General features: G+C 62.4%; 12 protein-coding genes. 1 reads left to right on the forward strand and 11 read right to left on the reverse strand.

What is annotated here, in order from left to right:
* Positions 1-31: 31 nt before the first annotated feature.
* The 5 genes from D5301_RS01765 to D5301_RS01785 all read right to left on the reverse strand — a co-directional run bounded on the left by D5301_RS01765 (position 32) and on the right by D5301_RS01785 (position 7,158).
* Entirely contained in the window at positions 32-1,192 is a 1,161-nt protein-coding gene (locus tag D5301_RS01765) for a restriction endonuclease subunit S (protein WP_153854604.1), read from the reverse strand.
* Positions 1,189-3,369 (reverse strand): class I SAM-dependent DNA methyltransferase, encoded by a 2,181-nt coding sequence (locus D5301_RS01770; protein ID WP_153854605.1) that lies wholly within the window; start codon positions 3,367-3,369, stop codon positions 1,189-1,191. Before D5301_RS01770 ends, D5301_RS01765 begins: the two co-directional genes overlap by 4 nt.
* Positions 3,366-5,261, reverse strand: coding sequence for an N-6 DNA methylase (locus D5301_RS01775; protein WP_101101278.1), 1,896 nt, complete (start codon positions 5,259-5,261; stop codon positions 3,366-3,368). The genes D5301_RS01770 and D5301_RS01775 overlap by 4 nt, the downstream gene beginning before the upstream one ends.
* Before the next feature lie 2 nt (positions 5,262-5,263).
* Positions 5,264-5,509: a DUF4258 domain-containing protein gene (locus D5301_RS01780; protein ID WP_101101280.1), complete on the reverse strand. Its 246-nt coding sequence runs from the start codon at positions 5,507-5,509 to the stop codon at positions 5,264-5,266.
* 197 nt (positions 5,510-5,706) lie between these two features.
* A complete protein-coding gene (locus D5301_RS01785; RefSeq protein ID WP_101101282.1) occupies positions 5,707-7,158 on the reverse strand; it encodes a phage tail tape measure protein in 1,452 nt (483 codons plus the stop codon).
* Between the two features lie 171 nt (positions 7,159-7,329).
* Here D5301_RS01785 and D5301_RS01790 point away from each other — a divergent pair, with 171 nt between their 5' ends.
* The gene (locus D5301_RS01790) at positions 7,330-8,235 is read left to right on the forward strand and encodes a hypothetical protein (RefSeq protein WP_153854606.1); all 906 of its coding nucleotides are present in this window, start codon (positions 7,330-7,332) and stop codon (positions 8,233-8,235) included.
* A 99-nt stretch (positions 8,236-8,334) separates the two neighbouring features.
* On the opposite strand, the gene radC is transcribed toward D5301_RS01790, so the two are convergent.
* The 6 genes from radC to D5301_RS01820 form a co-directional block, all read right to left on the reverse strand.
* The gene (gene radC, locus D5301_RS01795) at positions 8,335-8,838 is read right to left on the reverse strand and encodes a DNA repair protein RadC (RefSeq protein ID WP_101101285.1); all 504 of its coding nucleotides are present in this window, start codon (positions 8,836-8,838) and stop codon (positions 8,335-8,337) included.
* A 131-nt stretch (positions 8,839-8,969) separates the two neighbouring features.
* Positions 8,970-9,128, reverse strand: coding sequence for a hypothetical protein (locus tag D5301_RS01800; RefSeq protein ID WP_153854607.1), 159 nt, complete (start codon positions 9,126-9,128; stop codon positions 8,970-8,972).
* A gap of 24 nt (positions 9,129-9,152) precedes the next feature.
* A complete protein-coding gene (locus D5301_RS01805) occupies positions 9,153-10,052 on the reverse strand; it encodes a hydrolase or metal-binding protein (protein WP_228756293.1) in 900 nt (299 codons plus the stop codon).
* Positions 10,049-11,026: a lambda-exonuclease family protein gene (locus D5301_RS01810; RefSeq protein WP_101101288.1), complete on the reverse strand. Its 978-nt coding sequence runs from the start codon at positions 11,024-11,026 to the stop codon at positions 10,049-10,051. The genes D5301_RS01805 and D5301_RS01810 overlap by 4 nt, the downstream gene beginning before the upstream one ends.
* Positions 11,027-11,102: 76 nt before the next feature.
* Positions 11,103-11,420 (reverse strand): hypothetical protein, encoded by a 318-nt coding sequence (locus D5301_RS01815; RefSeq protein ID WP_101101290.1) that lies wholly within the window; start codon positions 11,418-11,420, stop codon positions 11,103-11,105.
* Positions 11,421-11,423: 3 nt separating this feature from the next.
* A complete protein-coding gene (locus D5301_RS01820) occupies positions 11,424-12,380 on the reverse strand; it encodes a DUF932 domain-containing protein (RefSeq protein WP_153854608.1) in 957 nt (318 codons plus the stop codon).
* Positions 12,381-12,970 lie beyond the last annotated feature (590 nt).

Genomic DNA, 12,970 nt, shown 5'->3' on the forward strand with positions numbered 1-12,970 from the left:
TCGTTTATGTCTGGCAAATCCGTCCGCCGGGTTACGCCGCTTCTGGCTGCGGCAGCGGGAGCCCGGAGACGTGCAGCTGTCCGCTCATCAGCTTGGGCAGCAGGGCGCCGCGGGCTTTGGCCAGCATGCTGTTCTGACTGGCCAGTTGCTCGATCTGAGTGAACGAGCCGCCCACCATCTCCGCGAACTGCGCCAGCAAACTCTGTGGTGGTAGCAGCACTTCAAACTGTGAGAATGATTTTGTGTTCACACGCTGACGACCGTCGGAACCCGACATGCTACGAATCGCGTGCTCGCGAAAACTGTCCTCGCGTGCCATGCAGTAGACCCACCATCGATTGACCTTCGCATTGCGGAGAACGATGAACTCGGTCGACCCACTGGCGACCGCATCATCGCCTTCCAGAAACTGGACGAACCCGGTCTTTCCATTCTCGATGCAAGGGGTGATACGCGCCAGCAACGTATCACCGTTCCTGAACTTCGCCCCGCCACTGATGACTCGCGACGAGCGCTCCCCAACCACCATTGACCTTTCGGACAATGCGGCCATCTCGACGAATGGGCGTTCGACACCCTTCTCGAACGGTGTTCTCGGATTGATCTGTACAACATCGGAGAAAGCAGTTCTTGCCCATCCTTCCGGCACGCCATCCACCACATTGACGGCCTCATGGCCCGGAAAGCGCAGGTGCACGAACCATTCGCGGTACAGGCGGCGGGCAGCTTCCTCCAGCAGGGCGATCCGGCGCTGGTTTGTCGCGATGAGATCGTCGTAGGCGAAAAGCACCTGAGCGACCTGTCTCTGTGTTTCGACATCCGGCACGCTCACCGGCATTTGATGCAGTGTGTTCCGATTCACGCCTGGAACCGCCCCGGCCGCGTTCTGAGACCCTAGCTCCAGAGTCATCAGCAAATATGCGGCAAAACGCGGATGATTTCCCTTGAAATCTTCCACATACAACGCCGTGTTCAGCGGCCAATAGTCGCCTTCAATGTAATGCACTTCGCCGAGTGTTCCGTATCGTCCCGTCACCACGCCCGGCCCGGCAACTTTAGCTACGTTGTGCCAGCCAGTGATGCCCGAGGACGACACGATTGGGATATCGCCAGAAGTTCGACTATTTTTCGGCAAGTCGTGGCCACGTTTCAGGCGAAGCACATCCCCTAACCGCATTGACTTCCAACTCACGCCAACAACTCCTCGAAGTTGGCGCTGATCGTCGCTGCAAGCTCTGAAGCCTTCTCGTTCAACTCCACCAGCTCGTCATGGATGATCCGCATCCGGTCGACGAACCCTTCCTCGTCATCCTCGGTGACAACCGCCACGCCGACATAGCGTCCCGGCGTGAGCGACCAGTCGTTCTGCCCGATGCGCTCGCGGGTGACGGCCGCGCACAGGCCCTGAACGTCCACGAACACGCCGTCGGGAAATCTCGAAAGCAACCAGTGCCCCTGGGCGATGAAGTAGCCGGATTGCTTGAGCGCCTCCAGCGCCAGGTCGCGAACCGTGGCCTCTTCGTTCCGATTTCGGTCGGCGGCCAGCAAGGCGCGCCTGGCCTCTCGGATGGCCTTGGCATCGAAGGCGTCGCTCTTGCGCCCGCGCAGTTCCTTCTCAGCCTTGTCCAGCAGCTTCAGCCATTGCTTGTGTCGGGCCTCAAGCTGCCGGGCCGTGGCCTTCAGTTGCGGCGCAAGGTCTTCCAGCGCGGCCTGCGCGACCTTCACGCTGGCAAGTTTGTCCGGCCGGGCCTTCGCAACGACCTTGCGTGCAAGCTTCACCGCCGCCTCTAGGTCTGCGACGGCTTGCCCGGTGTCCTTGCCGTCCTCCCGAGCCGCGTCCAGCTCTGCCTTGAAGGCCTCCAGCGTTGTTTCATCGAGCCGGGCCTCGTCGTCAACGCCGTCATTGAGCTCGGCCAGCGTCGCGCCTGTGCCGAACACGGTCAGATTCCGGGCCAGCGCCTCGATTGCCGCCGTGTCGTCGGCCAGCCGCTGCGGCAGCTGCGCCAACCAGCCATCCGCTTGCTGCTGATGGCTGGCCACCAGCGCCGCAAACCTGTCGCCCTCCCCCCGATACAGCCACACCACCGCGTTGAGGTTGGCGAGCTGCTCCTCGGTGAAGACATGCGAACGCGCGGAGACGACCGTATAGACGTTGCGTGCATCCAGCATCAGCACCGTGTCCCTGCGCGACTCCGGCTTGCCCTTGTCGAAGAACCACAGCGTGCACGGCAGGCTGCGGGTGTAGAAGAACTTGTTGCCGATGGCGACCATCACGTCCACATCGCCGGTCCTGACCAGCTTCTCGCGGATCTCCTTGTCCTTGTTGCCGGCGTCCGATGCACTCGACGCCATCACGAACCCGGCGCGGCCGGTCGGGTTCAGATAGGAGTGGAAGTACTGGATCCACAGGCTGTTGGCATTGGAGATCGCCCCGGTCTTGGCGTTCAAGCCGGGCAGACCGAACGGCAAGCGGCTACCGAGCGCGACCTGGCTTTCGACCTTCTTGGTCTCCACGCCGTCCACGTTGAACGGCGGATTGGCCATGACGAAATCGCACTCGCCAATCAGCGGTTCAATCTGGTCGTAGAAGGTATTGCCTTGGCGGATGTTGCTGGCATCCAGTCCGTGCACCGCCAGGTTCATGCGCGCCAGCTTGGTGTTGGTGTCGCTCTTTTCCTGCCCGTGAAACACCACGCCGGAGTCCAGCGGATCCTGCCCGCGGCCCTCGATGAAATGGCCGGACTGCACGAACATGCCCGCCGACCCACAGGCCGGATCCAGCACGAGGCCGTGGTCGGGTTCGATGACGTTGACGATCATCCGCACAAGCGATGGCGGGGTGAAGAACTCACCGCCCTCCTGGGCGCCAGTCATGGCGAACTTGTTGAGGAAGTACTCGTAGATGCGCCCGAACACGTCGCCGGTAGCGTTGCGGATCGCCTCCCCGTCGAAGACCTTGATGAGCCGCGCCAGCAGGTCCGGTTCGAACGCGGGGAAGCCACGCGGCAGCGCGCCTCGCAGGACTTCATGCTCGGCTTCAATGCTGTCCATGGCCGCATCGATCGCTTCGCCGACTCCTGGGCCCGCCGGCAGGGCGGCGATGTTCTCGAAGCGCGCCGCCTCCGGCAGATAGATTGCGGCCTTGCCCTGGAAGCCGAGCTTGATGAGGGCTTCCCGCCGTGAAGCGGGAACCTTCGGGCCGATTCCGGCGGTGATCCCGGACAGGTAGGCATTGAAGCGGTTGCTGGCGTGGCGCAGGAAGATCAGCCCCAGAACCGGCATCGAGTATTCGCTGGCGGTGAGCTTGGAGTTGGCGCGCAGGTCGTCTGCCGATTGCCACAGGTCGCTTTCGAGTTGCTGGATGTTCATGGGGTGTTCTGACCCTTGTCGACCTGCTGTAGCTGTGCGAGAAGTTCCTTCCAGAAGTCCTCTGCAATCCCGGCTTGCTCATCCTGCAAGCTCTCAATCTGCCATTGCAGCTCTTTTTCTCGTTCGATGATTTCGACTGCGGCCTCAGTCAATGCCGCGTTCAGCGCAAAGACCTTGAGCTTGCGCAGCGTACTGATGGACATCATGGGAATGGTCGCGCCGGTCTTGATGCCGTCCAGCACCTGCTGGCCCATCTTCGACCGCAACCACAAACCCAGGCCACGGAGGTCCACGCCGGGCTTTGCCCCCCGCAGGACCACGAACGACTGTCCGGCAATCCAGCCACCATCCCCGGGTGGCGGCACGTTGTCGGGCACGATGCCAATCTTTCCAACGGTGCCTTTCACGACCAACAGCAGATCATGCGGCCGCAGGAAGATATCCATTACATCGCCGGAACGCTTGGCGGCCAGTTGCACTCTGACACTCTTCTCGGGGGTCCGGATGTAGCCTGCGCTGGGAAGATCGACGGCCCCGACCTCGAGAACATCGACTCCTGCTGACACATCCACTCCGCGGTCCCTGTTGGGTATTGGAATGAGAATGCGGACCACATCTTCCAGTGTTTCGGTTGGCAGGGTTTCCATCCGCGCTTGCGCTTCACGCTGCTGGTCTGGAATGACGTAGCGACCGACATCCAGCGTGGCATCGTTGTCGAAGATGGCGTCCAGACTGACGACTTGCGTATACGAGTCCTCTTCTTGACGTCCAGCAGCCGCTTGGATATCAGACTCGACGCGCACCTGCCTGCAGAAGTCCAGAATGAGGCCAGTACTCTGCAGCGCAACCCGCCCCCTGCCCATCGACGCACGGAAGTGCGGCAACGATGCATCGACGAATCCAACGCGACGGTGGCGTGCCTGCGTGTTCAACACCAGCATGGATGTTCCCAGCCCGCTGGATTGGAAGATGCCATTGGGCAGCGCAATGACCGCCTCGACCCAGCCTTGCTTCAACAGGTATTCGCGAACGTCCCTGTCCTTGCCTGAGCTGAAGAGAAAGCCATTAGGTACAACGATGGCGGCAATGCCACGTGTCTGCGCTGCAATGTGCTGCACCATCAGACCTGTCACGCTGGCCTTGACCACAGGAAAGCGGCTGTAGATGTCCTGCATCACCACGTCATCGACGCCGCCGGCCATGCCCATCGGTGGAATCGAAAGAGTTGCGTCAAATCTTTCCAGGTGTCCGCCATGAACTGCTGCAGGCGCACGCAGCGGATCGTTTGACGCAACGTCTGTAGGCGCTCCACGAAACAGGGCCAGCAATGCCGCAACTTGCGATCCGAGATGTGCTTCAGCGTGGACGCGGAGGTCAGGCTGATCCATCAGCACCCCGACAAGCTGGCCGCTAGTCTCCCAAGGCAAGTAGGCCGCACGCGTAGTCTCACCGACCGCTACATCTTTCATCAGACGCGCCAGCTCGACGGGCACATCGAAACCCTCGAAAGTGCCACCGACCAGGTCACCGGCGACATCGACCGGCGAGAACCTCTCGAATACACCGCCGTCGACCAGGTACTTCACCGTTCTCAGCGCAGCGAAAACCGCATCATTCGCCTGCTCGACGTATCGATTGGCATTGAAAAACGCCATTCCGAGCGCGCCGGGTTGCCAGAACAGTTTCTTCAGAACGCTCAACAGCCCCTCGACGCCTCCCTGAGCCACGGCGGTATCAAGCGTGACACTGGGCTCAAGCCTGTCCTTTGCCGACAGATGCGCCCACGTGAGCAACTGGAACGCGAGCAACTTGGACTCGTCGACGCTGAGAGAGGTGCTGCGGAAGTGCTCCATCACCTGGAACAGGACCTGTCCGGCATTGTCCTTGGACATAGTCACTGGCTCCTGCCCGCATAGTTATACGTGGTGATCTGGGCATCGCCCTCGGCAACGACCACCAAGCCGCCCTTGTCTACGATCTTCATGAGGGTGCGAAGCGCTTCGCGAAGCTGCTCCGACTTCTTGCGGCTCAGGACCACCTTGCTGCCCTCGTTTTCGCCGTACCCCAAAACCAGATCGATCATCGCCTGGTTGATGCCCCGCTGGCCCATCCGCTGCTGAAAGTGCTTCGTCTTATGCATTGCAGCTCCCTCCGCTGTTAAGCGTAGGCTGCACCTATGCGCGGCGCAAGTCAATGCGAAAGCTGCAGTAATTGCCTAATGCGGTTGTGTTTATTTAAATTATGTTCAGTTTTTTCGGTAGGCTAGCGTGCCAAAAGCACTCTATCCTATTGAAAAAAAAGAGAAAAGAGGAACAGAGGCCCTCCGCGCTCCCCCTTCTAGCCGAGCGGAAGCGGCCCCATTGCCACTGCCGCCGCAGGCGTGAAGCCCGAAGACGGCGGCGGAAGGACTTCGCACTCGCCTTTGGGCGCCGGCAGTTGCCGAATGACTCTGGCGGACTCTAGCCGGTCGATGAAGTCGTTGACGGGGGTGTAGAAGTTCGGAATCCGGTCGTTCTCTTCGTCAGTGAATACCCAGTAGGCCAGCCGCCTTTTGGGAAAGCCCGCGCGTTGGGCCTCGGCTCGGTTGGCATATTGGGTGACGAAGAGCCTGTATAGCGCCCTCTCTGTGTAGAAGCTCCGGCGAACCCAAGTGGCGACGTCCCTCTGGTTGAACCGATCACCTGGGGATCGTTTCGTGATGAAGTGGTCATGGGCCAGGAGCTGCCAGAGAACCGGATCCACTCCAAAGATCCAAGCATCCTTGTGGGCGCGCAGACAGGCCGAGCGCACCGCCGCCGGCACAGAGTTCAGGAGCTCGCTGACCCGATCTTCTGCACTGATCCGGTACTCGCGCAGGACCCGGTCGATTCGCTCAGGCGACGTCAGCTCGATTAGATGCTCCAGGTCCTCGGCGTGTTTCGCGCGCTTCTGTCGACGCACGTAGGCCTTCCGGCCCTCCTTGTCCTTGGTCTCTTGGGCCTCACGCTCCTGGCGTGCCTGGGCCGCCTTGACCATTTGGTCGCGCTGCTGGGCGATCTCCAGGTTCCGGGCTGCAACCTGCTCGTCCAATTCCAGCTTGGAGGCCTGCCACTCCGCAACTGCTTTGGGGCAGGAGATCCAGCTGCGATTGGCGGGGTCGACAAGCACCGCATGCTCGAAGGCCGCCACGTCGTGAGGAATGTCCCGGTGCAGCTGGGAGAGGTCGACTTCGACCATCCTCCGGCCCTCGGCTTGAACTCGCGCCGCCTTGATGTCGCCAACGGCATGGGTCACGCGGATCTCTATCAGGAGCTCGCCGACCTCATCTCGGGCAACCACGTCGGGCTGGTAGGTGCCAAACGATCGCTCAATCTCGATGTCGCGCAACTCCATGCCGCGGGTCGGATGATCGATCTGGCGGCCCCAGTGGAGCAGACCATCTGCGTCCCGGGCATGCGGCGGATTGGGCATGTCTATTGGGTCACCGGTCCAGGCCGGGATCACCAGCCGCCGATGATCGGCAATCAGTTGCTTGGCTCGCTCGTGGATTCCGGTCTCGCGACCAGTGTGGCAGCCAGTGTCGACCAGGTGAGCGAAGTGGGGGCGCTTGCGCCGGCTTTCTTGGGCCTTGGCGGACAAGGGGGCATGGCACCCCGGGCAAACGCAGCCGCACGCTTTGCCCTTCGGGACCTCGCTCGGCGCTAAGACACGGCCATCTTTCAGTCCAAATGGAACGCGAAACCCGCCGCGCCGTGCCAGCGGATTGCCCGACGGATTGCGGAGTGAGAACCGCTCTGGGATGGTGTCCATGGTGCTTTCCTTGATCGGAGGGAAAGCAGAAATTCGCGGCAGGCCATGGACGAAAACAGATCTAAACCCGCTCAAACGGGTAATCCGCAGGTTGAATCCCTCCAGTTGGCCCTTGGATGGCTTGATCGGGAGGGGGGCCAGCAGCGCAACGCTCGTGTCCTCCGGGAGGTCATGGACACGACCCTGACGGCGATCTCGCGCGGAGAACCGCCTCCTGAGACGGACACCACGACACTTCGAGCACTCTTTCACCAACTCGAAGGAACCGGCGATGGCCTCTCCAAGGTATTCCGGGCGACCGAGCTGGAGAAATGGTGGGACTCGCGACAGGAGCAGCTCCGACAGCGGTGCGCCCAGCAGGGCTGCGCCCTGACCCCCGACCTCGTGGTCAAGAAGGGTGGCGGCCGTGGCCTACCCTCCCGGCTGTCCTTCGGGTTTCGCCCGACGCGTGAGGCGGAAACTGAGGACAACACGACGCCCGAGGTCAACCCGACCTCGATGCGCTACCAAATGGATCCGGTCAAGCCTGCGCTGTGGCTAAGGCTGACGGTCGGCAGCCGGCCGTTCCCTGTGCAGTCCTGGCGTGGCTACGTGCTCATCGGCAGTGCCGCCATGAACATGGTGCTGATGGGAATCGCCTGGTTCTTGCTGTTTTCCTCATGGGGCCGGAGCGCCCCTGTGACCACCGCAACACTGGCTCAGCTCGGCCTCGTGATGCTGGTGACAGCCGGGCTGTGGTGGTTGTCGCGGCCGGTGTTCCAGCTGCCCACACAGCGGGTCACCATGGCAGGGCCGTCATTTCTGGCTCTGAGCGAGCTCTACGGCCAGCTTCGCACCATGCCGGCACCTGGTCGAAAGCTGAAGTCCCGCGAATTCGCCGTCGTGCGCCACTGGGGCACGTGCCCGATCTGCTCGGCCGAAGTGGATCTCGACCACGGACGGGCCGCGTTCCCGGATCGGCTGGTTGGTCGCTGCCATGATGCACCGCTGGAGCACGTGTTCTCGTTCGACCCGGTGCGCCTAGTGGGTCGGCCGCTGGTCGAAACAACGCGCGAAGAGACTAATTCACCCTCGTAAGACCAAAAAAATGAAGACTCGACCCCAGCCTGCCAGCCCCCATTGGCTGGCAGGCTAGTCGATCAGGTTGCGCTCCCCACCGGGCGTCGCGTGTGGCAGTCAAAGCCAGCCACGTTCCGCCAGGGTCACCGTCTGCAGTCCACCGACTACCACGTGATCGATCAGGCGCACATCGACCAGGGCGAGCGACTGCTTGAGGCGTGTTGTCACGGCGCGATCGGCAGCTGAGGGATGTTCCGAACCAGAAGGGTGATTGTGGGCCACGATCACCGCGGCGGCGTTGCAGCGGAGTGCATGACGGACTACCTCCCGCGGATGGACTTCGGCTCCATCGATGGTTCCGTGAAACAGTTCCACGTACTCGACCAGACGGTGACGGGTGTCCAGAAAGGCAGCGGCAAAGACCTCCTGACCCAACCCGCCCAGCTTGTCGCGGAAGAATGCCTTGGCGGTCTGGGGGTCCGAAAAGGCGGCCCCACGGTGCATCCTCTGCCCGACGACGGCGCGGGCCGCCTCCAAGACCTCGTCGGCGCTGGCAACCTTGTAGGATCGCGTGCCGCTTCGAACGTACAGCGGGGGCAAGCTCATGGGTGGTGACTCCATCTGGTTCTCCTCGATGAATTTTCGTGTCCTGATTCGACGGCAACAGAAAAGGGGCGCGGATGCGCCCCTTGTTCCCTGCCCTCACGTTGCCCTGCCTTGCCCGCAAGCCAGGCAGTTCCGACGAGCCCCCGCTACGCGACGGGGACGTCCTCCTGCCCGGCAACCTGACCGGGATCCCCCAGATCCAGCGGTCGCTTGACGCGCTGCATGACCTTGACCTTCTCCATGAAGGTGTTGAGGCCGTAAAGCGCGAAGCCGTACACCACAGCCCCACCAATCGCTTTCAGCATTGTCTTTCTCCTATTCGTTGACGACTAACCGGTCCCCAATCGGGCGACCTTGTTTTCCAGCCTGTCCTGCAAGTTGCCGCCTGCAGGCCCGTTCGTGACGCCATTCCCGCCCACACCCGCCTCGGCGGGATAGAACTCCTCCACCACGGCCGGTACGTCCTCCACCAGGTCCTCGAACGCACCGTTGGCAAAACCGTGCCTGGCGGCCTCATCCAGCGCCGCCTGATCGAATCCCGCGTCCTTGCGGGCTTGGTCAAGCGTCCTCGCCTCCACGATGGCCTGCTCCAGCGACAGGCCTGACCTGATCACCAGGTCGACGTAGTAGATCGCCGACCTGAAGCTCATCGTCGTGGACTTGCCGCGGAGCTTCAGTTCGAGCGGCATGCACGCCAGACGACCACCCGAGACGGCATCGAAGTACGCCAACCGGGCTGCCAACGTCCGGATCGTGTTGTACGACGTGGTGCGGAGCACGAAGCTTCCGAGTTCGTCCTCGTCCCCGACCCTCACGTTCAAGCGGGCGTACGCCTTGCACTCGCCCATGGCGAAGGGGCAGCCGTCGGGGCCAGGACAAGCTTCCTGCGTGATTCCGCCCTTGCCCATCCTCCGGCTGGTCTCCCCGTTGCCGACACACACCGGCCTGCCGGTCGTCCGGTCAAAGAGCGAATAGTCCGCGCGCAGGTTCAAGCCGGGATCGTTGAAGAGCAGGCAAACCGGAATCGAACGCAGCTTGCCGCCGGACTCCTTGCGCAACGTTTCATCCAGCGGATGCAAAATCCAGCCTTCCCGATTCTGGACCTGGCTCGTCAGAGTGAACTGGTCATCCTTCTCCGGCAGGCGTTTGCCGTTGCGCTCGACCACGCGGCCGATTGAGATCCGCCCGATCACGGGCGGTGTGATCGCCAAGCCTTTCAGCATGATCATGCTCCTTCGTTCTGGTTGGGGACGATCCGGAACCGCCGGGATCCGGGACGCTCAACGGTGAAACCGACCACGAGATCCGGGTGAGCCTCGGTCAACCTCTTGAGGTCGACGCTCGTGCCGTCCTTGGAGCGCCGGTAGGTGATCTCGCCGGTCGGGAAGATCGCCCGGGAGGCATCCCCCATCGACTGCTCCAGCTGCTGGCGCATCTGCTCTGCCCGCTTGTCCATCTGCGCAATCTCGTCGCGCAGCAGCACCAGCCCGTCGAAGGTGGCCGACAACTCGGCGTCTTCGCTGAAGTCGATGCTGGTGTCGTTGCCGGTGTAGAGGCTGCGTAGCGCCCGAGCGGCAGACTCGCTTCCATCGGCCGGCGGCGGGGTGTCCTGGGTCACGTGCTCCCAGAACCTGGCCTCCAGCACGATCAGGCGGGAGATCACCTCCTCGTCCCGTTCGATCCGATGGACCTCAAGCTTCTGGCCGCACAGGAGGACCGCCACATCTGCGGCCTGCTTGCCGGTCACGGCCAGCTGGTGCTGGACCTGGAGCTGGACGTACTCCGGCACACCGTCGCGCCAGAGCCGTGACCCGAACTCCCCAGCTGTCTTGCACTCGAGAATCTGGACATCCGGCACACCGACCACTTCCCGATCGATGTTGGCCAGCATGAAGCTGTAGGTCGGATGCTGAAGCACCGCATTGACGCGGCGCACCTTTCGCTCGGTCCGCTCGGTGTAGGCCGCGGCGACAAGCGGCTCCAACAGGGTGCCCCAATACATGGGACTGTCCTGACCCGGCTCTTCGCCACGAACGGCCCTGCCGGTCTTCTCCATCCAGAGTTCCAGCTGGCTCTTGTACGGACACAAGCCCACCGCGGCCGCCGCGTCTGAGCTGCCGATGCCTTGCTTGCGAACTTCCAACCACTGCTCTCGCTCCAGGGAGCGTGTATCGACCAGGCGAATCGCCGCTGATCTGCTCATTTCCGATTCTCCAATAGAAGAAGCCCGGCCTCCGTGGGGAGGCCGGGCTTATGGGGTTGCCTGACAACGTCGAAACTTAGGCCGGCGATGTCGCCATCGCTGCGGCCACCACGCCGTTGAGGATGCTCTGAGCGCTCTCAGGACCCCCTCCGGCCAAGAGGTGCTTGCCGAAGGCCACGCCGAAGGGCTCGGCCACCTCGTAGCACCAGACACCGGGGAACACCTCACTGCATGCGCGCCAGGCGCGAGTCAGAAGCTCGGCCTGGTCGATACATACCTGGACGTAGCCCAACTCCCCCTGGAACGGAACCTTCGCGTACGGGGCCCCGCTTTTGTCCAGCGCCTGTTTGGCGCCTATCGCGATGTACGCAACGTCGAGCTGATCGACTTCCATTGGTCAGGTCACCAGCTTCATGGCTTCGTCCCACGCCCGCCGCTTGATCTGGGCACCCGCCCCGAACCATGCCGCCTCCCTGCGATGGTCGTCGCTCCTGGCCCGCCGGTGGTGATCGACGAACTCGGTCACGCTGCTCAGAACACCCCAGGCCGTTCCCTTGGCACTCGCCAGATCCGAGCCCTTGCCTGCTCCGTCGTACAAGGCCCGGGCCACCGTGAACGCCTGTTCGTTGACCGCCACCCCTTGCCCGTCCGGGTTGGGGTAGGTCAGCACCCGGCGCAGGAGCCCATCCACCGAGTCGGGATCCACCGGGCACTCGACAAGCGCCTTCATCCGGGCCACGAACGAGTCCCAGCTCGACACGGTGATCCCCAACTGGCGCTTCACCACGTCGGGATCGAAGTGGCTGCGATGCGGCATCTTGACGGCTCCCGCGTTGCTGCCGAGCGCGATGGCCAAGGTGTTGTTGCACACGACCCGCACCGAAGTAAATTGGGCGGTGGTCGCCAGTGTCCCATCACAGGCCGTGGCCAGCAGCAGGTAGCCGTCAACGCGATCCTTCCTCTTCAGGACGGTGCTCTGGCCGGTCTTGGCCAAGGCCCAGAACTTGCGGCCTTCGCGCAGGACACCGGCCGATTCCAGCTCGAAGCCACCGACTTCGGTCAGATCGCGGTAAAACTCCAGGATCTCGCCCGGCTGGACCACTTTGTACCGCTTGGACACGACCGACAACGGCGCGTGCGTGTCGGACCGGTACAGGACCTTCTGGTCTGGGAAGGCGTTGATGGCCCCGATCCCGTTCTTGCCGACCACGTAGCGGACTTCGGACTCTTCGATCGACCAATCCATCCCGGCCTCTCGCTTCCAGACATCGATCGGCTGCTGCGGCGCCAGCTTGTGACCGAGGCCGTGCCAGGGCTGCTCGCCGGCATAGGCCATTGTTTCAACCAGGTGCATCGTCTCATCTCCTTAATCTCGGGCATAAACGCACAAGGCCCGGCGATTGCCGGGCCTTGTGGTCTGTCACGGGTTGGAACAGGGGAACTTCGGGCGTTTACAGTGGACGCATCTGGCAACACTCACCAGAGCTGCTGCGATTACTACAAGGACGCAGTAGATCGCCTCCGACCTGTCACTCATAGAGAATCCATGATGAAGGCGCACAAGGAGCGCTGTGCCCTTGCGCAAAGCCAGACCCTACTGGCTTCAACGGGGTGATATGTGGATGAAACATTTTTGAATCGAGTATTGATGCGTTGTTCAACCCCTCGGCCGACAGTGCGTGCGCTGATGCCGCTGCGTCACGGATCAGTTGTGGCGGGTCAGCCTCTGCCGGCACCGACCAGCCAACGTCCGCTCCCGACCCAAAGCGGACATCGCTGGCTCCAAGTCTCCGTCGCGGTCGACTGATTCTCGTGATCAACGCTTCGACCGCATACCTAGAAGCGGTACAGGAGCCGACCCTGGAGCAGCGGGCCGGCGAGCCCCCCCCCTCAGTGACTGCCGACGAACTCCTATTGCGGAAGGCACCGAGATCGGTGTCCGGA

Origin of the sequence: Stenotrophomonas sp. MH181796 (assembly GCF_009659995.1) — a bacterium.
GTDB lineage: Bacteria > Pseudomonadota > Gammaproteobacteria > Xanthomonadales > Xanthomonadaceae > Stenotrophomonas > Stenotrophomonas riyadhensis.